Consider the following 20,853-nt stretch of genomic DNA (forward strand, 5'->3'; position numbering starts at 1 on the left):
AGGATTTCATCCGTCGATTATCCGACTTTCAGGACGGCGGGTACCGCACCGCGCAGGGCATTGCAAACTAGGATGCGGTCGGCGTCCGCTAAATCAGCTGCGGTGAGCATCGCTTGACGGGCATTCCACTGCGGGTCATCCAGAAGACTTTGACGCATCAGGCCGGGAAGTACCCCTGCCGATAGTGGTGACGTTAGCCATTCGTTTGATCCTTTGGGCTGAATAAAAATCGAGCTCCGACCCCCTTCGGTAACAAAGCCTGCCTCATTCAAAAAGACCGCATCAAAACCGCCTAGTGCCACGGCATTCTTCCATGCCAAGTCATACAGGGTTCGTTGATTGACTTTATGGCCGAGCAGCATATTGCTCGATTGCATGATGGCTTGATTTGCATTGGGCAATACCTGGGACGCCCAAAAAACAGTTACTTCATTTGCAATTGGCTCTAATGCATGGGTTACTGCTCTAACCGAGCTATCGGAGAGTAAGTCGATGCGTAAGCGATGGGGCAGTAGGCTAGGGACTGCGAGGCAGGCTTGCTCGGCCGCCTCAATCACACGCGCCGCTACAAATGGAATACGTAGGGCAAAGGCTGAATGCTGTAATCGCCGAAGGTGCGCCGCTAATCGGAGCGGCTTTTTTTCTTCAACGCGTATGGTCTCAAATAGACCCAGCTCAGTGGGCATCTCGGTAATAAATGCCGATTTAATTTGACACTCTTGCCACTCCAGTTTCGGATCGGAATCAATCGTAATGCCAGCACCAATACCTAAGGTGAACTTGGTTTGAGGGGTGCCGCTGTTTCCTTGCAGGGTGAGTGTACGTATCGGCACGCTAAATGCAAAATCGCCATTGGGGTCAAGCCAGCCTAAAGCGCCGCAGTAATAGCCGCGCGCGGCGCCCTCTAACTTCTGAATAATTTCCATACTGCGTTTTTTGGGGGCGCCAGTGACAGAGCCACAGGGAAAGACGGCATCGAGCAGGGTGCGCAGGTTTAAATCTGGCTTGGCTGTTGCTTCAATCGTCGATGTCATTTGCAGCACATTGCCATGCTGTGCAACGTGAAATAAATTCGGTACGCTAACGCTGCCGGCTAATGCAACTCTGCTGAGGTCATTGCGTAAGAGATCGACGATCATGATGTTCTCGGCACGATTTTTAGGATCGCTTGCCAATTGCTCTGGACTCTCGGTTTGTGCGCTGGCCGTGCCCTTCATCGGCATGGCGCGCAAGCAGTCGCCATTCCGCTCCACAAACAGTTCTGGTGATTGCGACAAAATGGTCGTGTCGCCTTCTTGAATAAAAGCGCCGAAACGGCCAGGTTGCCGCGCTCTGAGGCGCGCGTATAAAGCGAGCGGGTCACCGTAGATTTCCCCGTTGATGCGATAGGTGTGATTGATTTGATAGGTATCGCCGCAGCGGATCCATTCCTGAATCCGCTCTACATCCGCCTCGAACTGTGACTGGGTAATCGATTCCGTACAGGATGCTACGCCGCTGACACGCGCATCATCTTTTAACTGCGCTAGCTGGATCTCCAGCCAGGCATCCACCTCCGCTTTTGCGAGTAATTTGGGCGGATGAAATGCCCATGCTTGCATGAGCGGTGTGACTGGAGCACTAGGAGAGGATGAAGCAGGATGGATGGGCAGCCGATGAATGACTTGGCCATACTCATACGCGACGAGGCAAACCACATATTGGCCTGCCTTTAAGGCCGACTGGATCGCTTCAAAGCAGTCATCCATTTCAGCCGCAGTAAATGCGGCCCAGTGTGCGATGGGTTCTTGGTAAAGGCGGCTGCTAGGATTGGTTGCACCGCTCTCGACATCGTCCAGCAGAATCATCGCAAAACCCGGCTGCGTCTTAGATTACTTTAAGACGGTTGCCGACTCGATTACAACTGCGGTGGTAGGTACATCCGCCATCCGTCCAAATTTAGACGCTGGCGCAACCTTGGTTGGGATCTTGCGAATGCGGTCAATGGTTTGGGTGCCAGAGATCACTTTACCGAAGACGGTGTAGCCGTTGCCCATGGCATTCGGAAAATCGAGGCCTTGATTGTCACGCACATTGATAAAGAATTGCGCTGTCGCTGAATCCGGATCCGATGTTCTAGCCATGGCAATCGTATAGATTTGATTCTTGAGTCCATTTTGCGCTTCGGAGACCACGGGTGGATTGGTTGGCTTTTGATTCAAATCAGGTGTGAAGCCACCACCTTGAATCATGAAACCATCGATCACGCGATGAAAGATCGTGCCGTTGTAAAAGCCGCTTTGAACATACTTCAGGAAGTTATCCACTGTCTTGGGCGCCTTCGCCGAATCCAGATCCACAACAAAACTACCTTGATTGGTTTTGAACTCGACGCGTGGCTCTGCCTGGGCTATGCTATTGGCAAATAAAAAGACGCCAGCAACGGCAGTGATCACTGCACGGGAAAAGCGAAAAGATGAGGTACGCATAGTTGTTCCTAAGTGGTAAATGAATGGCAAATCGAGGTCCACTCCATTGTATTGCGTGACGCTTATGCTGGTGTGGGTGGCAGTCCGTTGGGTACAGATGCAGCGGCCCGATAGGATACTTGATCAAACATCTGCGGTTGATTGAGGTAGTCAATGACCCAATCAATCGCATCGACACCCCAAAAAATCCGATCTCCAAGCGCTAGGGTAGGCACGCCAAAGGCACCGCGATCGAGGGCTTCTTGGGTGTTGGCAATTAAGTCTGCTTTGGTTTGGGCGCTTTCGGGGCGGGGTGTGGTGGGATCTAAATGCAGGTGTGCACAAAAATCAGACCAGTGCAGATTGGGATCCTTGCCTAGCACCCAAACAAACTCAAATGCACGCTCTATCATGGCCCAGTCTGCCCGTTCCTGAACCAAAAGGCGCTGCGCTGCAACGGTAATAAAGGGATGGTGCTCTGGAAACCGAAAGGGAATGCCTAACTTTGCTGCTTGCCATACGCACGTTTGATACGTGTACGCGCGCTTTGCGGGGATTTCACCGGGACCTTGATTATGTGCGCCGCGCAACAGGCCGCCAAGTAATACCGGTACCGGCTCGATTTGCAAACGCGGCTCAAGGCGATGGCGCAATTTCACATAAAAGTACGCAAACGGAGAAATGATATCGAAGTAAAAACGTGCCTTCATTTTTTTTCTGCTTCGTCGAGTGAGCGTAAAAAAGCCATGCGTTCTGCAATCTGCGTTTCAAGACCGCGCTCTACGGGTTGGTACCAATGGGGCTCAGCCATGCCTTCGGGTAAGTAGCTCTCGCCCGCAGCATAGCCATAAGGCTCATCGTGCGCATACCGATACGCCTTGCCATGCCCGAGTTCCTGCATTAATTTAGTTGGCGCATTGCGTAAGTGATTAGGAACGCCCCGACTTTGATCGGCGGCGGCAAAAGCGCGCGCCTTGTTATAGGCGACATAACTGGCATTGCTTTTGGCTGCAACGGCTAAATAGACTGCCGCTTGACCCAGCGCTAGCTCACCTTCGGGTGAGCCGAGCCGTTCATAGGTTTCTGCCGCATCGTTTGCCAGTTGAATTGCCCTCGGGTCGGCTAAACCAATGTCTTCCCATGCCATGCGAATGATGCGACGCGCAAGGTAACGCGGATCTGCGCCGCCATCGAGCATGCGGCAAAGCCAATACAAGGCAGCATCTGGATTAGAACCCCGCACTGATTTGTGCAGCGCCGATATTTGGTCATAAAACTGATCTCCGCCTTTATCAAACCGACGACCATTGCTCGTTAATGCATTTTCAATAAAGGCTTGATCCACAACTGCCGTAGTAGATCCCGGAATCGAAATAGCATTGCGGATTTGTTCCAGTACATTGAGCAAGCGACGCGCATCGCCATCGGCATTGGCGATAATGGAATCGATCGCGGCGGAATCAAATTCCACGTTCGGCATGGCATAGGCCCTAGCGCGCTGAATTAATACACCAAGCTCTTCTGCACTTAAGGATTTAAGAACATAGACTTGAGCACGAGACAGTAAGGCAGAATTTACCTCAAAGGAGGGATTTTCCGTCGTGGCGCCGATAAACGTAAACAGGCCGGACTCGACGTGTGGCAGCAGTGCATCTTGCTGGCTTTTATTAAAGCGATGAATTTCATCCACAAACAGGATGGTTTGTTTGCCATATTGATTATTGTTTTGCTGGGCTTGCTCAATGGCTTCCCGAATTTCTTTCACGCCAGCAAGGACGGCTGAGATGGCAATAAATTCACGATCAAAGGCCTTGGCAGAAAGACGCGCTAAGGTTGTTTTGCCAACACCCGGAGGCCCCCACAAAATCATTGAATGGGGTTTGCCCGACGCAAAGGCCAGTTGCAAGGGCTTACCTGGTGCCAATAAATGCGACTGACCAATCACTTCGGCAATGGAGCTTGGGCGTAAGGCTTCCGCCAGCGGTGGTGGCGGTTTCGTATCAAACAGATTGCTCATGGCAAGTTGATCCAGACTTGATCGACTCTCACGTCATTGTCACCAGCATGACCAGCGCGGCCCATGTCAGGCAGAGTGTGGCGATCACAGTCAAACGTGTACGCATCACCAGGAATTCATCGAGTGCGGCTTTGCTACTGAAGTAATACTGGTATGTGTTTTGATCAATGCCACGCTGAACTAAGAGCATGGCAGCCAACATTAGCAAACCCACTGGAATATAAACATGCAATGCGAGCCAAGCCACTAGGGAGGGAATAACCCCCCAGATCCAGGCGTTGCGCTCAAACCAGCGCGATCCGCCGACATCGCCAGCGCTCGCTAAATGCGCGCTATCGGCAGCATTACCTAGATGCCGAAAGTTGGCGCCCCAATGGATGGCGCCCAAAAAAGAGCAGATGACAGCGCCGTAAGCGGCCAGGGATTCAGCACTAACAAAATCAAAGGGCGTGGGCGCCACTTGAACCAAGATGGCGCAAATAATAAATGGAATTAAACCGCCGTATCCCAAAATACGAACAATCGGCGGTAGGGTGCTCATGGTTGCCATTATTTAGGTGTCGTAGTGGTACACGCCACGGCCTGTTTTACGGCCCAAATACCCAGCTGCCACCATTTCACGTAGCAAAGGGCAGGGGCGATACTTGGAGTCATTAAAGTTATTAAAATAGACCTCCATGATTGCAAGGCAGGTATCGAGGCCAATTAAATCAGCGAGTGCGAGGGGGCCGATCGGTTGATTACAGCCGAGCTTCATGCCGGCATCAATGTCTTCTGCGCTCGCAAGTCCTTCGGCTAAAACAAAGAAGGCTTCGTTAATCATCGGCAGCAAAATGCGATTCACCACAAAGCCAGGACTGTTTTTTACGGTGATCGGCTCTTTACCAATTGCTTTGGCCATCGCAATAATGGCCTCATGGGTCTGATCACTGGTCTGCAGGCCACGTATCACTTCGACTAAGGCCATGAGCGGTGGCGGATTAAAAAAGTGCATTCCAATGAAGCGCTCTGGCGATGAGTTTAAAGCCGCCAATTGGGTTATCGATAGTGAGGACGTGTTGGTCGCAATAATCGTTTCTTTGCCGACCGTCTCATCGATCAGCTTCAATATCTTTTCTTTGATCGCTTGATTCTCTGTTGCCGCTTCAATCACGAGCGATAAGCCTTTTAAATCAGCATACGTCGTGCTGCCTTTAATGCGCTTCAATGCAAGATCTTTCTGCGCCTCCGTTAGTGTTTCTTTTTTAATCAGGCGATCGAGGCTGCGCTGAATGTTAGCGATGCCGCGATCAATGGCGGCTTCATTGATATCAATCATGACCACGTCTAACCCTGCGACGGCACAGACTTGAGCAATGCCATTGCCCATGGTTCCAGCGCCAATGATGCCAACCGATTTAATTTTCATGCTGCTTCCTTCGTGGTGTCATGCTGATTCAATTTAATCCTCTTGCTTAGCGCTTTTTATACTGCGAGGCGCCAAACAACAATTCATTTGCCCTTGCATCAAAGGTGGGTTTACGTAAATCCGTCAACACCTGCATGCCGCGTTTGACCGCAGGGCGCTGACCGATCGACTCAAACCAGCGTTTGAAGTGTGGAAATTCAGTGATATCGATTCCTTGTTTTTCCCAGCGATTGGTCCACGGAAAAATAGCGATATCGGCAATGGTGTATTGATTGCCTGCGACATAGCGATTGGTAGCTAGCTGCCGATCTAAAACCCCATACAAGCGCTTGGCTTCATTGGTATAGCGCTCAATCGCATAATCAATTTTCTGTGGAGCGTACAAGCGAAAGTGGTGATTCTGGCCGAGCATCGGTCCAAAGCCACCCATCTGAAACATCAGCCATTGCAAGACCTCATATTTTGCCCGTGTGTTGCTTGGCAAAAAGCGCCCCGTCTTTGCTGCAAGGTATAAAAGAATGGCGCCCGATTCAAAAAGATGAATGGGTTTTCCATCGGGGCCATTGGGATCGGTAATGGCTGGGATTTTATTATTGGGGCTAATTTTTAAAAAAGCCGGTGTAAATTGGTCACCCTTACCAATGTCAATCGGAATGGCGCGCCAATCGCGGCCAAGCTGGTAGCCACATTCTTCGAGCATGATGTGAACCTTGTGCCCATTGGGGGTTGCCCAACTGTAGACATCGATCATGCCTTGATTTGAATTCTTATCTTTCTTCATTCTGTTCGCCATCTTTTGGTTTGATTTCATTTGTTTTGCATCAACACTACACTGTGCGCAGTCGTGACAGTGCGGTTTCTAAGGTTTTCTCTTCTTTAGCAAAGCAAAACCGAATCACCTTGGAATCAGTTCCTGAGCCATAGAATGCGGAAACCGGAATCGCTGCGACCCCGATTTCGCAGGTTAACCAGCGACAGAACTCCGCTTCACTCAGGTTGCTTTGCGGGATTCCGAGTGCGGAGTAATCGACGCACTGAAAATAACTTCCGGGCGCAGGCAGTAATTTAAATCGGGTTTCAGCTAAACCGGCCCTAAAGAAGTCGCGTTTGCGTTGATAAAACGCCGATAGCCCTAAATAGTGCGCTGGATCAGATAAGTAATGCGCGATTCCCACTTGCATCGGTGCGTTGACTGAAAACACATTGAACTGATGCACTTTCCGGAACTCTGCGCTGAGAGAGGCTGGAGCTGCAACGTAGCCGATTTTCCAGCCCGTGACATGAAAAGTTTTTCCGAAGCTCGACACCACAAAGCTGCGCGCTGCTAAAGCCGGGTGGCTGGATGCACTGTGCTGCTGTTGTCCATCAAAGACCATGTGCTCGTAGACTTCATCGCTACACACCAATACATTTGTGTCGCTCAGTAAATCAGCTAGGCGATCCAGATCAGATCGTTGCCACACCATGCCAGTCGGATTGTGGGGTGAGTTAATCAGTAAGAGTCGTGTTTTGGGGGTAATTGCTTTTGCTAGGGAGTTCCATGGAATGGCATACGCCTCAACCAGGCCATCGGAATTGCGTTGCACATCCAGGCTCACGCTAATTGCTTTGCCACCCGCCATGGTAATTGCTGGCAGATAACAATCAAATGCAGGCTCAATCACGATGACCTCATCACCCGGACTAACGCAGGACAAAATTACTGTGAAGATCGCTTGCGTTGCGCCAGCAGTAATGGTGATCTCCGTAGCGGGATCGTAGGACTTGCCGTAAAGCTGATCGATTTTGTTGGCAATGGTTTTGCGCAGTTCAAGCACCCCTGGCATAGGAGGATATTGGTTATGGCCCGAGACCATTGCTTGGTTAACGGCATTGATTAAAGCCGGATCGCATTGAAAGTCTGGAAAACCTTGCCCCAGGTTGATGGCCTGGTATTCGGCGGCCAGAGTGGACATGACCGTAAAGATAGTGGTGCCAACCGCGGGTAAGCGCGATGGAAATAACGGGGTAAGGGGGGCAGCGGGGTGCAAATGAGCCATTGGGGCGCTTTATCTCGTGCTGCAGCTTCTGTCGCTAGAATAAGGGGAATCCATTTCTAAATTGTGCCATGTTGATCGTTCTCTCACCCGCTAAATCCTTGGATTACGAGACCCCAGTCCGGGTTAAAAAATCCACCTTGCCCGATTTTGTTGCTGATTCAGCCAAGCTGATTGCAGACCTGAAGACCCTATCGCCGCAGGCAGTGGCCAAGCTCATGAGCCTTTCAGACCCTTTGGCCGCCTTAAACGCAGGGCGTTTTCAGGATTGGTCGACTAAATTCACAGAGAAAAACAGTAAACAGGCGATTTTTGCCTTCAATGGCGATGTCTATGAGGGCTTTGACGCCGCCAGCTTAAATAGCAAGGCCATTGATTTTGCCCAAGATCATGTGCGGATTTTGTCGGGGCTCTATGGTTTGCTGCGGCCCCTGGACTTGATGCAACCTTACCGTTTAGAGATGGGTACGGCGTTTAAAAATGCCAGAGGAAAAGACTTGTATGCATTTTGGGGTGATCGGATTACGAATGCAGTCAAGAAGCAATTGGCCTCGCAAAAAAAGAACCCGTTCTTGTTAAACCTGGCGTCCGAAGAGTATTTCAAAGTACTGCAGCCCAAGGACTTGGGTTTTCCAGTGATCGCTCCGGTATTCCAGGATGCGAAAGATGGCAAGTACAAAATCATTTCGTTTTATGCCAAGCGTGCACGTGGCTTAATGGCTCGATTTGCGGTTGAACATCGCATTACCGATCCAGCCGATTTGCGTGATTTTAATTTAGAAGGCTATCGTTATAGCGCAGCCGAATCCAAACCAGATCGACCGGTATTCCGCCGCGCGGAGAAAAAATAATATGACCGTTCACCGTTCTAAATCATCCCAGCGCGCCTCACCCGAGGCTGAGCGCTTAGTCGCGGATGCGATTTCTCTGGCCGCCTCAGGCAGTCAAATCGAAGACCGATTTTGGGAAGGGCGCTTAAGTGCACGTCTACTCAAATTGATGACCAGTCAAAATCAAAACGTGATTGATGCCGCGCTTGATCAAACGTTTCGCATTAATACAGTTGCCTTTGAGGTGTTGGCTGATTGTGCTGAGACGCTTGCTGAATCGCAAACCATGACCGTCGATAAAGAGAGCTGGGATGTATTGCTGCTCGCTTTACCAATTGTTGCGCATACCCGCTATCAAATTCAGTCGGGGCCGTTGCCGGTGAAGGTGATTGAGTCGGTTGCCATGGCGATGCATGCATCGATTGCGGCAAGCGATACGCGCTTGGCGATCGTGCCATGGCTGTACAGCATCGATCAGATGCCCCATTCGCATTGCCAAACGCGCATTTTGACGGAGGCTTTGGGTACCGCTGCAATTACCGCAAGTGAAATGAAACTGGAGCTGCGCAATATGTCGGAAACGATTGCGGTGCTGGCGGACCCCCGTTTTATTATTGCGGCCATTGCTGCGCCAAGCGGTTCACCCCTGTTTCGTTGGCAAGCGGAACCACCGGTTCGGCAAGAGCGCGGCGTTAGTTTGATCGAATGGCAAACCGCCATGCGAGAGCCCATTTCCAGTTTATTACCCGGATGCGAATTCGAGTTACTGTTGCCCGAAGCTTACTTTACAAACTGCCGCTTGGCGGACAAGCAAGTACGCCCCTTAAGCATTCGTGCCGCCGTTAATTTTCTGGAGACTGCAGTTGGCGCTCAGCCCAATGGTTTGTCTTGCGTGGTGGGCGCTTTTGGTGAAGAGCAGGCGGACGAATACCGTATTGCATTCAGCCTAAAGGGTTCACCCGATGTGATGTACGGGGTCATTTGGCCAATGTACGATCGTGAGACGGTGTCGAACGATGCACTCAATGACATCAACGATGATGAGAGCCCAATTAAAAAGATTTGCGATGCCTTAAAAGAAGCAGGAGTAGAGGACGTGTTTCGTCACGCTGTTTTGTTTAGTCCCGAGCTCTGCGATGATTGTGGCGCGCCCTTGTTTCCAGATCGGCATGGCGAAGTGGTGCACGCAGAGATGCCAGAAGATACGCCAACGCAGCAGCCCTTATTTCACTAGAAACGTAGCATCATTGAGTGCATAAAAAAACCGAGGCGAACCTCGGTTTTTTACTTCTAGCCATCAAAGAACATTGCTGGCTAGATTACTCTTTAGCAAATAAATGTGGCTCTTTGCCGGTTTTCATGTCGGCTGTTTGGCAGTAATCAGCCAAACGAACGCCGCTGCGAATGTTAAACAACATTGCCTTGTTGCCTAAAACGACGAGATCCAAGCCAGTGTCGTGATTCTTGTAACGCAAGCTACCTGGTAATGAGACTTCTCTTTTCATTTCGTAGGTTTTAGCGTTCCAAACAAGGCCAATATTTGCGCCGCCATCCCCAATGGTTTTTAACTGATGGTTATTGTTGCAGCTCCAGGAATGAGTCTCTTTAGGATCTTTCGCATGCACAGCAGAGTGCGATACGAGCAAGACAGCGCTAATCAACAGCGTTTTAAAGGGGATATGCATATTGCTTTCCTTAGGACAGTAAGTGCTTAACGCCGGCTTGCTCTTCGAGTAATTCATTCAAAGTATGGGTCATGCGCTCACGCGAGAAGGCATCAATTTCGAGGCCCTCAATCATTTTGTATTCGCCATTTTCACAGACAACGGGGAATCCGTAAATAACGTCAGCTGGAATTTCGTATTCGCCGCGAGAAGGAATGCCCATGGTGACCCATTTGCCGTTGGTGCCAAGCACCCAGTCACGCATGTGATCGATGGCAGCATTGGCGGCTGAAGCTGCAGAAGATAGGCCGCGTGCCTCAATAATCGCTGCGCCACGTTTGCCTACGGTTGGTATAAAGACATCTTTATTCCAGGCGGCATCATTAATCATGTCTTTAACGGATTGCCCACCAATCGTGGCAAAACGGTAGTCTGGATACATGGTGGGGCTATGGTTACCCCAGACGACTAATTTTTCAATGTCAGCAACCGGTTGATTGACCTTGGCAGCGATTTGGGAAAGAGCGCGGTTGTGATCCAGGCGCAACATGGCCGTAAAGTTCTTGGCCGGCAAGCTAGGAGCCGATTTCATGGCAATGTAGGCATTGGTATTGGCAGGATTGCCTACAACCAGGACCTTAACGGTGCGCTTTGCAACGGCGTCCAAGGCTTTCCCTTGGGCGGTGAAGATTTGGGCATTGGCGGAGAGCAAGTCTTTTCGCTCCATACCTGGGCCGCGAGGACGAGCGCCCACCAGCAGCGCAATGTCGATATCTTTGAATGCAGTCATGGGATCTTGGTGGGCAGACATTCCGGCTAAGAGGGGGAATGCACAATCATCGAGCTCCATCATCACGCCTTTTAAGGCTTTTTGCGCTTTTTCATCAGGAATTTCAAGGAGTTGCAGAATAACAGGCTGGTCTTTGCCCAGTAAATCGCCGTTGGCGATGCGAAACAAGAGGGAATATCCGATTTGACCGGCAGCGCCAGTAACCGCGACGCGCATAGGGGTTTTTGCCATTACAAGTAACTCCAAAGGAAGGTTGATGGGTGTTGTTTCAGTGTTGTGATGCAGATTATCCCTGCAAGTTTATGGAGTTTACATTTACACTGTCAATAATGTCTTCTATAAGACAGCAGACTAGTCAGCCTAAATATCCTTTTTGGAACTACTTTGCCTGAAACAACCGCTCCATCGGCTACCTTTAGCCCCTTGTACCAGCAGATTAAGGCGCTGTTGCTGAGCAGCCTTCAGTCCGGCGAATGGCGGCCTGGCGCCCCGATTCCCAGTGAAATGGAGTTGGCGGCCCGTTACGAAGTCAGCCAAGGTACTGTCCGTAAGGCGGTAGATGAGCTGGCTACGGAAAACCTCCTAATTCGTCATCAGGGCAAAGGAACTTTTGTTGCCAGCCACCACAGTGAGGCCTGGCAATACCGCTTTTTTAGTTTGATGCCGGATTCCGGTAAAAAAGTCCCCCTCAAAAGTCACTTTTTAGCCTGCAAGCCAATCAAGTCCCCAGCGAAAATTGCGCAGTTGCTGAAAACGGCGGCAAGCGAGCGGGTGATTCAAATTGATCGCGTGCAAAGCTTGGGTGGCCAGGTTGCGGTATTTGAGCAAATCTGGCTCCCCGAGCAGCGTTTTAGCGGCATGACCCTCGATCGCCTGGAATCGTGGCCTGGCCCCTTGTATGCATTCTATGAAAGCGAGTTTGCAACCCACATGGTTCGGGCGGAAGAGAAAATCAAGGCCATTGCAGCGGAGGCGACGATTGCCAATCATTTGAAGCTGGAGCCCGGCTCTCCGCTGCTGTTGGTGGAGCGAGTCTCTTACACCTATGGGAATAAGCCAGTTGAGGTTCGGCGGGCGCATTACGATACCCGCCAACAGCATTATGAAAATAAGTTGAACTAAGTCATGTGTAAAGAAAAAAGTGCATTCCAGTGTTTTCCAATAGAATATGTTGCACAACAGCATTACTCCTTATTTAACCTTTACCTCACAAATGAGACCCTCTATGGTTGATGCCCATCAGGATGTAAAAAATGCCAAGCCGGTTTACCGTAACATTGGCCTTGCCCAGTTAATTAAATACCGCCTGCCTTGGGCTGGCAAGGTGTCGATTCTGCACCGCATTAGTGGCGCTGCCTTGTTTTTGCTACTCCCGTTCATTTTGTATTTGTTCGATCAAAGTTTGGCTTCTGAGCTCAGCTTCATGCAATTTCAGGCGTTCACCGATCACATCTTGGTCAAACTCATTTGCCTGGGCTTGATCTGGAGCTTCCTCCATCATTTCTGTGCCGGTATTCGTTACCTGCTACTCGACCTCGAAATTGGGGTTGAAAAAATTGCAGCGCAAAAATCCGCAATCATTGTGTTGTCTGTCAGCCTGGCTTTAACTGCCCTGGTAGGCGCTAAATTGTTTGGCTTGTTTTAATCCCGATTAGGTAAAGAGAACTTTATGTCGACAAATAATATTGGCCCCAAGCGTCTCGTTGTAGGCGCACATTACGGCCTGAAAGAATGGATTATTCAGCGTATCACCGCGGTAGTGATGGTCGTTTTTACGATTGTTTTGTTGGTCGCTTATCTGATTTCTGGGGGCGCAAGCTACGAAGCATGGGCAGGATTGTTTAGCAATCAATTGATGAAGTTGCTGACCTTTTTAACCTTCTTGAGCCTTTTTTATCATGCGTGGATTGGCATTCGCGACATCTGGATGGATTACATCAAGCCGGTAGGCATTCGCCTCACCCTGCAAACCTTGACTGTGTTGTGGCTGGTCGCTTGTGCGGCTTATGCTGCTGAAATTTTGTGGAAAGTGTAAGACGATGACTGCGATTAAAAAAGCATTACCCCGCCGTCGCTTTGACGCGGTAATTGTAGGTGCCGGTGGTTCTGGTATGCGTGCCTCATTGCAGCTGTCGGAAGCTGGCCTCAATGTAGCAGTTCTGACTAAAGTGTTTCCAACACGCTCACACACGGTTGCTGCTCAGGGCGGTATTGGTGCCTCGCTCGGCAATATGAGTGAAGACAACTGGCACTACCATTTTTACGACACCATCAAAGGCTCTGATTGGCTGGGTGATCAAGACGTGATTGAGTTTATGTGCCGTGAAGCTCCCAAAGTGGTCTATGAGCTTGAGCACTACGGCATGCCATTTGATCGCAATCCCGATGGCACAATTTATCAGCGCCCATTTGGCGGTCACACTGCCAACTACGGCGAGAAGCCAGTGCAGCGCGCATGTGCTGCGGCCGACCGTACTGGTCACGCTATGTTGCATACCCTGTACCAACGGAACGTTCAGGCCAAGACCAACTTTTTTGTTGAGTGGTTGGCCTTGGATTTAATTCGTGATGACGACGGTGATGTTGTCGGCGTGACTGCGCTGGAAATGGAAACGGGCGAGCTCTACATCCTAGAGGCCAAGATTGTTCTGATGGCAACCGGCGGTGCTGGTCGCATTTGGTCTGCCTCGACGAATGCTTATATCAATACTGGCGATGGCATGGGTATGGCTGCACGCGCCAATATTCCGCTGGAAGACATGGAGTTTTGGCAGTTTCATCCCACCGGCGTTGCGGGTGCGGGTGTGTTGCTGACTGAAGGTTGTCGTGGTGAGGGCGCCATCTTGCGTAACAAAGACGGCGAGCGTTTTATGGAGCGTTACGCTCCCACGCTCAAAGATTTGGCTCCGCGTGATTTCATTTCACGTTGCATGGATCAAGAGATTAAAGAGGGACGCGGTTGCGGCCCCAATGGTGATTATGTCGTACTCGATTTAACCCACATCGGCGCTGAGACCATCATGAAGCGTCTGCCATCGGTTTACGAGATTGGCATTAACTTTGCGAACGTCGATGTAACCAAAGAGCCGATTCCGGTGGTGCCAACGATTCACTACCAAATGGGTGGCATTCCGACCAACATTAATGGCCAGGTGGTGGTGCCGAAAGACGGCAATCCAAATCACATTGTGAATGGCTTGTACGCCATTGGTGAGTGCTCCTGTGTATCGGTTCACGGCGCCAATCGTTTAGGTACCAACTCCTTACTCGACTTGCTCGTGTTCGGCCGAGCTGCTGGCAATCACATCGTCAATATGGATCTGAAAAAGCGCGAGCACAAGCCTTTGCCAGCGAATGCGGGCGAGCAAACACTCGCACGGATTGCTGAGCTCGATAACTCGACTTCAGGCGAGTATGCGCAGGATGTGGCCAATGACATTCGTAAAACCATGCAGACCTATGCTGGTGTGTTCCGTAACCAGAAGCTGATGGATGAGGGCGTGCGTCAGATGGCTATTCTGACCGAGCGTGCAAAGCACCTCTGGGTTAAAGACAAGTCAAAGATTTTTAATACCGCACGCATTGAGGCTTTGGAAATCTCAAACTTAGTTGAGACTGCCAATGCCACCATCATCTCGGCTGCAGCCCGCAAAGAGAGCCGCGGCGCACATTCGCACGATGATTTCCCAACTCGCGATGACAAGACTTGGATGAAGCACACGCTTTGGTTTAGTGAGGGCAATCGCCTCGATTACAAACCAGTGCAACTCAAGCCATTAACCGCGGAATCGGTTCCACCCAAAGAGCGTACCTTCTAATTAAAAAACGAGATAAACCATGAGTGATACCCGTATATTTGAAATTTATCGCTACGATCCTGAGGTGGATGCTGCCCCGCGCATGCAACGCTACGAGTTGGAGTTAACGGATGAGCGCATGCTGCTGGACGCGCTGATTTCGCTGAAAAAACAGGATGAGAGCATTACCTACCGCCGTTCCTGCCGCGAAGGAGTTTGTGGCTCGGATGCGATGAACATCAATGGCAAAAACGGCTTAGCCTGCTTAACCAATATGAAGACCTTGCCTCAAGTCATCACATTGCGTCCGCTTCCAGGCTTGCCCGTTGTGCGCGATTTGATTGTCGACATGACGCTATTTTTCAAGCAGTACTTGTCGATCAAGCCATATTTAGTGAACTCCACCCGCCCACCGGAAAAAGAGCGCTTACAGAGCCCGGAAGAGCGTGAAGAGCTGGATGGACTGTACGAGTGCATCTTATGCGCTTCCTGCTCCACCTCTTGCCCTTCGTTTTGGTGGAATCCGGATAAGTTTGTCGGGCCAGCAGGCTTGCTGCAAGCCTATCGCTTTATTGCCGATAGCCGCGATGAAGATACGGCGGCTCGCCTTGACAATTTAGAGGATCCGTATCGCCTGTTCCGCTGCCATACCATTATGAATTGCGTCGATGTTTGTCCTAAGCACTTGAATCCAACCAAAGCCATTGGCAAAATCAAAGAGTTGATGGTTCGTAGGGCGGTATGACCATTAGTGCGGCGGCCTTGTATCGTTTAAAAAGCGATGCGCGCCGAGGTTTACTGGAAAACGATCTGATTTTGGAACGGTTCTTCCGGCGCTACGCAGATGGATTAACAGAGGAGCAGGGTGCAGTCTTGACCCAGCTGCTCGCCTTAAGTGACAACGATTTGATGGATCTTCTGATTGGGCGAGTTGATTCGGTTGTGGCCTTGGGTGAAGTATGCAGTACCCCCACCTTTTTGGCTTTATTAGGTCGTTTGCGGGAGAGGTAGTAGTAAGGGTGCAATAATTTGTAATTCACTTATTTTTTAACGAACAGTGGGATCAGACATGATTGAATCAAACATCAAGGCAAAGTTATCGTTCTCTGACGGTACTCCCGATATCGATTTGCCAATTTATCAAGGCACAGTCGGACCTGATGTAATTGATATCCGTAAACTCTACGGCCAGACCGGCAAATTTACCTATGATCCCGGTTTCTTATCGACGGCATCGTGTAATTCCAAGATCACCTTTATTGATGGTGACAAGGGTGAGTTACTCTACCGCGGTTACCCCATTCAAGATTTAGCCGCCAATTGTGATTTTTTAGAGGTGTGCTACCTGTTGCTTAATGGCCATCTGCCAAACGAAAAAGAAAATTCGGAATTTCAGAACATCATCATGCACCACACCATGGTGCATGAGCAGATGCAATTTTTCTTACGTGGCTTTAGACGTGATGCACACCCCATGGCGGTGTTGACCGGCTTGGTCGGTGCGATGGCGGCCTTCTACCACAATGAGATTGACTACAGCGAACCCAAGGCGCGTGAAATCGCGCAAATGCGTTTGATTGCAAAAATGCCAACCTTAGTCGCTATGTCCTATAAGTATTCCGTTGGTCAGCCATTTATTTATCCCGATAACTCGCTGTCGTATACCGCCAATTTCATGCGCATGATGTTTGCTACGCCATGCGAACCGTACAAAGTGAATCCTGTCTTGGTCCGCGCCTTGGATCGCATCTTTATTTTGCATGCCGACCATGAACAAAATGCATCGACCTCTACAGTGCGTTTGTGTGGTTCTTCGGGCACCAATCCATTTGCTGCGATCTCAGCTGGTATTGCCTGCTTATGGGGCCCAGCGCATGGTGGCGCCAATGAGGCTTGCCTGCAAATGCTGACTGAGATTCAGGCTAATGGTGGAGTCGAAAAAGTGGGCGAGTTTATTGCCCAAGTGAAAGACAAGAACTCCAATGTCCGTTTAATGGGCTTTGGGCATCGGGTGTATAAAAACTTCGATCCACGCGCAAAACTGATGCGCGAAACCTGTTATGAAGTCCTCAATGAGTTGGGACTCGAGAATGATCCGCTCTTCAAGTTAGCAATGACTTTAGAGAAGATTGCGCTAGAGGACGAATACTTTGTTAGCCGCAAGCTGTACCCGAATGTCGACTTTTACTCCGGCATTGTGCAGCGCGCCCTTGGCATTCCAACCGACATGTTCACCTGCATTTTTGCTTTGGCGAGAACGGTGGGCTGGATAGCGCAGTGGGAAGAAATGATTACTGACTCGGAGTACAAAATCGGTCGTCCACGGCAGTTGTTCGTTGGGGAAACGGAGCGCAAAGTTCCCCCATTGTCCGGGCGTAAATAAGGTTTATAGGAATGGGTATGTCACGCACGCTATACGATAAGTTATGGGATGAGCACGTGGTTTGTGCGGAAGAGGATGGTACAGCAACCCTCTACATTGATCGGCACTTACTGCATGAAGTAACGAGCCCACAGGCTTTTGAAGGTTTAAGTTTGGCTAAGCGCCCGGTATGGCGAATTTCTGCCAACCTGGCTGTCTCTGATCACAACGTACCCACAACGGATCGATCGGAAGGAATTGCCGATCCAATTTCCAAGCTTCAAGTTGATACCTTGGATCAGAATTGCGCGTCCTTTGGTATTACGCAATTCAAGATGAATGATTTGCGCCAGGGCATCGTTCACGTGATCGGGCCGGAGCAGGGCGCTACATTACCTGGCATGACGGTTGTGTGCGGTGATTCGCATACCAGCACCCATGGCGCATTTGGCGCTCTGGCGTTTGGTATTGGCACCTCTGAAGTAGAACATGTACTGGCAACCCAAACCTTGCTGATGAAGAAGAGCAAGAATATGTTGGTTCGAGTCGAGGGTCGTTTACAGCCCGGCTCGACCGCAAAAGATATTGTGTTGGCGGTGATCGGAAAAATAGGTACCGCCGGCGGCACTGGCTACACCATCGAGTTTGCAGGCGAAGCCATTCGCAATTTATCGATGGAAGGCCGCATGACCATCTGCAATATGGCAATTGAAGCAGGTGCGCGTGCTGGTCTAGTTGCAGTGGATGAGACCACCATTGAATACATTCAGGGGCGCCCTTATGCTCCCAGCGGAGAGATCTTGCGTCATGCCTTGCAGTATTGGCGCACCTTGCATTCCGACGCCGACGCGAAGTTTGATCAGGTGGTGGAATTGCGCGCTGAAGAAATTCAGCCTCAAGTCACGTGGGGCACTTCTCCAGAAATGGTATTGCCGATCAGTGAGCGCGTTCCTGATCCGGAAAAAGAGCGAGATCCCAATAAGCGCAGTGCGATGGAGCGTGCGTTGCAGTATATGAATTTAACGCCTAACACCTTGCTCAGCAGCATCCCCATTGATAAGGTGTTTATTGGTTCGTGTACCAATAGCCGAATCGAGGATTTGCGTGCCGCGGCGAAGGTGGTCGATCGCCTGGGTAAAAAGGTCTCACCGAACATTAAGCTGGCCTTGGTCGTGCCGGGATCTGGATTAGTGAAAGCGCAGGCTGAGCGCGAAGGGCTCGATCGGGTATTTAAGGCTGCTGGCTTTGAGTGGCGCGAACCCGGCTGTTCCATGTGTTTGGCCATGAATTCCGATCGCTTAGAGCCAGGCGAGCGCTGCGCATCAACATCGAATCGCAATTTTGAAGGTCGGCAAGGCGCTGGCGGTAGAACCCATTTAGTGAGCCCTGCTATGGCTGCTGCTGCTGCCATCGAAGGGCATTTTGTTGATGTACGCAAAATTGCGTAACAAGCCAAGCGAAAGGACGATCCCATGCAAACTTCCCGCTATACGATGATTGCCAAGTTGTCCGTGGTTCTAGTCACTGGCATTTTTATTAGTGCATGTGCCAATACCATGGAGGGGGTTGGTAAGGATTTGCAAAAAATAGGCACATCGATGGATTCGAAATCATCATCTTCCGGATCAAGTAATCCTCCGGCATCGCAAACCCAAGGCAAAGACGTTGTGGTGACACCAATAAAATAAGCGGTAACAATAAAAAACAGAGACAGAAGTAATGGAAAAATTTACGCAATACCAAGGATTAGTTGCTCCCCTCGACCGAGAGAACGTCGATACCGATGCCATCATTCCAAAGCAGTTTTTAAAGTCGATTAAAAAAACCGGCTTTGGTCAAAACCTGTTTGATGAATGGCGTTATTTAGATCAGGGTGAGCCTGGACAAGATTGCAGTGGGCGTCCGCTAAATCCAGACTTTGTTTTAAACCAGCCTCGCTATAAAAATCCAGGCATCTTGCTGGCCCGCAAGAATTTTGGTTGTGGCAGTTCGCGTGAGCATGCTCCCTGGGCTTTGGGTCAATATGGCTTTCGTGCAGTAATTGCCCCCAGTTTTGCCGATATATTCTTCAATAATTGCTACAAAAACGGGCTTTTGCCGATTGTGCTGACGGAGCAGCAGGTTGACCACCTCTTTAATGAGACCCTGGCCTTTAATGGCTATCAGCTCACCATTGATTTAGAGGCGCAAGAGGTGATTGCGCCCGATAATCGCCGCTATTCCTTTGAAATCGATGGATTTCGTAAATACTGCCTACTCAATGGCTTAGACGATATTGGCCTCACCCTCAAAAATGCCGATAAAATAAAGGCATACGAAGCAGAGCGCGTGTTACGGATGCCTTGGCTAGCTACCCAGCTGCCGTAAAAACAGCCTTACGCTGGCTTCTTAACCCTTTTTTAAAGGTTTGCCATGAAAATTGCAGTATTGCCGGGCGACGGTATTGGCCCGGAAATTGTCGCTGAGGCGGTCAAAGTCCTCAAGGCCTTAGCCCCTACATTTGATCTTGAAGAGGCCCCTGTTGGTGGGGCGGCGTATGACCTTTCTGGACACCCTTTGCCGCCAGCCACCCTTGAGCTCGCGAAAAGCGCTGATGCCATTTTGTTTGGCGCCGTCGGTGACTGGAAGTACGACACCTTAGCGCGTGGATTGCGCCCAGAGCAAGCCATCCTCGGTTTACGTAAACACTTGGCGTTGTTTGCTAACTTTCGTCCGGCAATTTGCTATCCCGAGTTAACCGCCGCCTCCAGTCTCAAGCCGGAAATTGTCGGCGGTTTGGATATCTTGATTGTGCGTGAACTCAATGGCGATATTTATTTTGGTCAGCCGCGCGGTATTCGCACTTCAGAGCATGCTCTGTTTAAAGGTGCGCGCGAAGGATTTGACACCATGCACTACAGCGAACCCGAAGTCATCCGCATTGGTAAAGTAGCGTTTGAGGCAGCACGCAAGCGCAGCAAAAAAGTATGTAGCGTGGACAAAGCTAACGTACTTGAAACATCGCAGCTTTGGCGTGATGTGATGACCAAGCTAGCAGCCGACTATCCCGATGTCGAGTTATCGCATATGTATGTCGATAACGCAGCCATGCAACTCGTCAAAGCACCCAAGGCATTTGATGTGGTGGTCACTGGCAATTTATTCGGCGACATTCTCTCGGATGAGGCGGCGATGCTCACTGGCTCGATTGGTATGTTGCCATCCGCATCTTTAGATAAAAACAACAAAGGCTTGTATGAGCCAAGCCACGGCTCTGCTCCCGATATCGCCGGGAAGGGCATTGCCAATCCTTTGGCAACCATCCTATCTGCGGCCATGATGCTGCGTTACTCCTTAGGTATGACGGCAGAAGCAGATCGAATTGAAAAAGCAGTTCAGAAAGTATTGCAGCAGGGCTTGCGCACGGCCGATATTTACACCGAAGGGACTCAGCGAGTATCCACAGTGCAAATGGGCGATGCAGTCGTGGCAGCACTGGCGTAATTCATTGATATAGGAACGT

Annotated in this window: 23 protein-coding genes; 13 read left to right on the top strand and 10 right to left on the bottom strand. The window is 50.3% G+C overall.

The genetic code is table 11. The features are described from left to right. Positions 1-17: 17 nt before the first annotated feature. The 8 genes from Q8M75_RS07645 to Q8M75_RS07680 all read right to left on the bottom strand — a co-directional run bounded on the left by Q8M75_RS07645 (position 18) and on the right by Q8M75_RS07680 (position 7,911). Positions 18-1,847 carry a bifunctional chorismate-binding protein/class IV aminotransferase gene (locus tag Q8M75_RS07645; protein WP_305488013.1) on the bottom strand — a complete coding sequence of 610 codons (1,830 nt, stop codon included), beginning with the start codon at positions 1,845-1,847 and terminating at the stop codon, positions 18-20. Positions 1,848-1,871: 24 nt separating this feature from the next. Continuing rightward, positions 1,872-2,468, bottom strand: coding sequence for a peptidylprolyl isomerase (locus Q8M75_RS07650; RefSeq protein ID WP_305488016.1), 597 nt, complete (start codon positions 2,466-2,468; stop codon positions 1,872-1,874). A gap of 62 nt (positions 2,469-2,530) precedes the next feature. Next, entirely contained in the window at positions 2,531-3,157 is a 627-nt protein-coding gene (locus Q8M75_RS07655) for a 2-hydroxychromene-2-carboxylate isomerase (protein ID WP_305488019.1), read from the bottom strand. Beyond that, on the bottom strand, positions 3,154-4,464 hold the full coding sequence (locus Q8M75_RS07660) for a replication-associated recombination protein A (RefSeq protein ID WP_305488022.1): 1,311 nt from the start codon (positions 4,462-4,464) through the stop codon (positions 3,154-3,156). Before Q8M75_RS07660 ends, Q8M75_RS07655 begins: the two co-directional genes overlap by 4 nt. Before the next feature lie 28 nt (positions 4,465-4,492). Further along, positions 4,493-5,005 carry a DUF3429 domain-containing protein gene (locus Q8M75_RS07665; RefSeq protein ID WP_305488024.1) on the bottom strand — a complete coding sequence of 171 codons (513 nt, stop codon included), beginning with the start codon at positions 5,003-5,005 and terminating at the stop codon, positions 4,493-4,495. A gap of 12 nt (positions 5,006-5,017) precedes the next feature. Continuing rightward, entirely contained in the window at positions 5,018-5,872 is an 855-nt protein-coding gene (locus Q8M75_RS07670) for a 3-hydroxybutyryl-CoA dehydrogenase (RefSeq protein ID WP_305488026.1), read from the bottom strand. A 46-nt stretch (positions 5,873-5,918) separates the two neighbouring features. Further along, entirely contained in the window at positions 5,919-6,623 is a 705-nt protein-coding gene (locus Q8M75_RS07675) for a glutathione binding-like protein (protein WP_305488240.1), read from the bottom strand. 76 nt (positions 6,624-6,699) lie between these two features. Continuing rightward, on the bottom strand, positions 6,700-7,911 hold the full coding sequence (locus tag Q8M75_RS07680) for a pyridoxal phosphate-dependent aminotransferase (protein WP_305488029.1): 1,212 nt from the start codon (positions 7,909-7,911) through the stop codon (positions 6,700-6,702). A 68-nt stretch (positions 7,912-7,979) separates the two neighbouring features. On the opposite strand from Q8M75_RS07680, the gene yaaA reads away from it, so the two are divergent. Beyond that, the gene (gene yaaA / locus Q8M75_RS07685; protein WP_305488032.1) at positions 7,980-8,759 is read left to right on the top strand and encodes a peroxide stress protein YaaA; all 780 of its coding nucleotides are present in this window, start codon (positions 7,980-7,982) and stop codon (positions 8,757-8,759) included. 1 nt (position 8,760) lies between these two features. Continuing rightward, positions 8,761-9,972: a DUF2863 family protein gene (locus Q8M75_RS07690; RefSeq protein WP_305488033.1), complete on the top strand. Its 1,212-nt coding sequence runs from the start codon at positions 8,761-8,763 to the stop codon at positions 9,970-9,972. 85 nt (positions 9,973-10,057) lie between these two features. On the opposite strand, the gene Q8M75_RS07695 is transcribed toward Q8M75_RS07690, so the two are convergent. Both Q8M75_RS07695 and Q8M75_RS07700 read right to left on the bottom strand, forming a co-directional pair. Further along, a complete protein-coding gene (locus Q8M75_RS07695; RefSeq protein WP_305488035.1) occupies positions 10,058-10,423 on the bottom strand; it encodes a hypothetical protein in 366 nt (121 codons plus the stop codon). Between the two features lie 10 nt (positions 10,424-10,433). Then, entirely contained in the window at positions 10,434-11,423 is a 990-nt protein-coding gene (locus Q8M75_RS07700) for a malate dehydrogenase (RefSeq protein WP_305488037.1), read from the bottom strand. 153 nt (positions 11,424-11,576) lie between these two features. On the opposite strand from Q8M75_RS07700, the gene Q8M75_RS07705 reads away from it, so the two are divergent. The 11 genes from Q8M75_RS07705 (at position 11,577) to leuB (ending at position 20,834) form a co-directional block, all read left to right on the top strand. After that, positions 11,577-12,314 carry a GntR family transcriptional regulator gene (locus Q8M75_RS07705; RefSeq protein ID WP_305488040.1) on the top strand — a complete coding sequence of 246 codons (738 nt, stop codon included), beginning with the start codon at positions 11,577-11,579 and terminating at the stop codon, positions 12,312-12,314. 103 nt (positions 12,315-12,417) lie between these two features. Beyond that, a complete protein-coding gene (gene sdhC, locus Q8M75_RS07710) occupies positions 12,418-12,837 on the top strand; it encodes a succinate dehydrogenase, cytochrome b556 subunit (RefSeq protein ID WP_305488041.1) in 420 nt (139 codons plus the stop codon). A 24-nt stretch (positions 12,838-12,861) separates the two neighbouring features. Next, the gene (gene sdhD, locus Q8M75_RS07715) at positions 12,862-13,227 is read left to right on the top strand and encodes a succinate dehydrogenase, hydrophobic membrane anchor protein (protein WP_305488044.1); all 366 of its coding nucleotides are present in this window, start codon (positions 12,862-12,864) and stop codon (positions 13,225-13,227) included. A 4-nt stretch (positions 13,228-13,231) separates the two neighbouring features. Continuing rightward, a complete protein-coding gene (sdhA, locus tag Q8M75_RS07720; protein WP_108469115.1) occupies positions 13,232-15,010 on the top strand; it encodes a succinate dehydrogenase flavoprotein subunit in 1,779 nt (592 codons plus the stop codon). Between the two features lie 19 nt (positions 15,011-15,029). Beyond that, a complete protein-coding gene (locus Q8M75_RS07725) occupies positions 15,030-15,734 on the top strand; it encodes a succinate dehydrogenase iron-sulfur subunit (RefSeq protein WP_108469114.1) in 705 nt (234 codons plus the stop codon). Then, a complete protein-coding gene (locus Q8M75_RS07730; protein WP_305488047.1) occupies positions 15,731-16,000 on the top strand; it encodes a succinate dehydrogenase assembly factor 2 in 270 nt (89 codons plus the stop codon). The genes Q8M75_RS07725 and Q8M75_RS07730 overlap by 4 nt, the downstream gene beginning before the upstream one ends. Before the next feature lie 58 nt (positions 16,001-16,058). Further along, on the top strand, positions 16,059-17,372 hold the full coding sequence (gltA, locus tag Q8M75_RS07735; protein WP_305488049.1) for a citrate synthase: 1,314 nt from the start codon (positions 16,059-16,061) through the stop codon (positions 17,370-17,372). A 17-nt stretch (positions 17,373-17,389) separates the two neighbouring features. Next, positions 17,390-18,799: a 3-isopropylmalate dehydratase large subunit gene (gene leuC, locus Q8M75_RS07740; protein ID WP_305488052.1), complete on the top strand. Its 1,410-nt coding sequence runs from the start codon at positions 17,390-17,392 to the stop codon at positions 18,797-18,799. Between the two features lie 24 nt (positions 18,800-18,823). Then, entirely contained in the window at positions 18,824-19,039 is a 216-nt protein-coding gene (locus tag Q8M75_RS07745; protein WP_305488053.1) for a hypothetical protein, read from the top strand. 31 nt (positions 19,040-19,070) lie between these two features. Next, positions 19,071-19,718 carry a 3-isopropylmalate dehydratase small subunit gene (gene leuD / locus Q8M75_RS07750; RefSeq protein WP_305488056.1) on the top strand — a complete coding sequence of 216 codons (648 nt, stop codon included), beginning with the start codon at positions 19,071-19,073 and terminating at the stop codon, positions 19,716-19,718. Between the two features lie 45 nt (positions 19,719-19,763). Beyond that, positions 19,764-20,834, top strand: coding sequence for a 3-isopropylmalate dehydrogenase (leuB, locus tag Q8M75_RS07755; protein WP_305488058.1), 1,071 nt, complete (start codon positions 19,764-19,766; stop codon positions 20,832-20,834). Positions 20,835-20,853: the final 19 nt, after the last annotated feature.

The sequence above is a fragment of the Polynucleobacter sp. genome (assembly GCF_030693775.1).
In the GTDB taxonomy this organism is placed as follows: Bacteria; Pseudomonadota; Gammaproteobacteria; order Burkholderiales; family Burkholderiaceae; genus Polynucleobacter.

Excerpts from the sequence above, each read along its gene's own strand:
- Q8M75_RS07730 (WP_305488047.1), top strand. The coding sequence starts at position 15,731 with ATGACCATTAGTGCGGCGGCCTTGTATCGTTTAAAAAGCGATGCGCGC.
- leuD (WP_305488056.1), top strand. The coding sequence starts at position 19,071 with ATGGAAAAATTTACGCAATACCAAGGATTAGTTGCTCCCCTCGACCGA.
- Q8M75_RS07670 (WP_305488026.1), bottom strand. The coding sequence starts at position 5,872 with ATGAAAATTAAATCGGTTGGCATCATTGGCGCTGGAACCATGGGCAAT.
- Q8M75_RS07660 (WP_305488022.1), bottom strand. The coding sequence starts at position 4,464 with ATGAGCAATCTGTTTGATACGAAACCGCCACCACCGCTGGCGGAAGCC.
- leuC (WP_305488052.1), top strand. The coding sequence starts at position 17,390 with ATGTCACGCACGCTATACGATAAGTTATGGGATGAGCACGTGGTTTGT.
- gltA (WP_305488049.1), top strand. The coding sequence starts at position 16,059 with ATGATTGAATCAAACATCAAGGCAAAGTTATCGTTCTCTGACGGTACT.
- Q8M75_RS07675 (WP_305488240.1), bottom strand. The coding sequence starts at position 6,623 with ATGATCGATGTCTACAGTTGGGCAACCCCCAATGGGCACAAGGTTCAC.
- leuB (WP_305488058.1), top strand. The coding sequence starts at position 19,764 with ATGAAAATTGCAGTATTGCCGGGCGACGGTATTGGCCCGGAAATTGTC.
- Q8M75_RS07655 (WP_305488019.1), bottom strand. The coding sequence starts at position 3,157 with ATGAAGGCACGTTTTTACTTCGATATCATTTCTCCGTTTGCGTACTTT.
- sdhA (WP_108469115.1), top strand. The coding sequence starts at position 13,232 with ATGACTGCGATTAAAAAAGCATTACCCCGCCGTCGCTTTGACGCGGTA.
- Q8M75_RS07690 (WP_305488033.1), top strand. The coding sequence starts at position 8,761 with ATGACCGTTCACCGTTCTAAATCATCCCAGCGCGCCTCACCCGAGGCT.
- Q8M75_RS07645 (WP_305488013.1), bottom strand. The coding sequence starts at position 1,847 with ATGATTCTGCTGGACGATGTCGAGAGCGGTGCAACCAATCCTAGCAGC.
- Q8M75_RS07695 (WP_305488035.1), bottom strand. The coding sequence starts at position 10,423 with ATGCATATCCCCTTTAAAACGCTGTTGATTAGCGCTGTCTTGCTCGTA.
- sdhC (WP_305488041.1), top strand. The coding sequence starts at position 12,418 with ATGGTTGATGCCCATCAGGATGTAAAAAATGCCAAGCCGGTTTACCGT.
- Q8M75_RS07650 (WP_305488016.1), bottom strand. The coding sequence starts at position 2,468 with ATGCGTACCTCATCTTTTCGCTTTTCCCGTGCAGTGATCACTGCCGTT.
- Q8M75_RS07745 (WP_305488053.1), top strand. The coding sequence starts at position 18,824 with ATGCAAACTTCCCGCTATACGATGATTGCCAAGTTGTCCGTGGTTCTA.
- Q8M75_RS07700 (WP_305488037.1), bottom strand. The coding sequence starts at position 11,423 with ATGGCAAAAACCCCTATGCGCGTCGCGGTTACTGGCGCTGCCGGTCAA.
- yaaA (WP_305488032.1), top strand. The coding sequence starts at position 7,980 with ATGTTGATCGTTCTCTCACCCGCTAAATCCTTGGATTACGAGACCCCA.
- sdhD (WP_305488044.1), top strand. The coding sequence starts at position 12,862 with ATGTCGACAAATAATATTGGCCCCAAGCGTCTCGTTGTAGGCGCACAT.
- Q8M75_RS07725 (WP_108469114.1), top strand. The coding sequence starts at position 15,030 with ATGAGTGATACCCGTATATTTGAAATTTATCGCTACGATCCTGAGGTG.
- Q8M75_RS07665 (WP_305488024.1), bottom strand. The coding sequence starts at position 5,005 with ATGAGCACCCTACCGCCGATTGTTCGTATTTTGGGATACGGCGGTTTA.
- Q8M75_RS07680 (WP_305488029.1), bottom strand. The coding sequence starts at position 7,911 with ATGGCTCATTTGCACCCCGCTGCCCCCCTTACCCCGTTATTTCCATCG.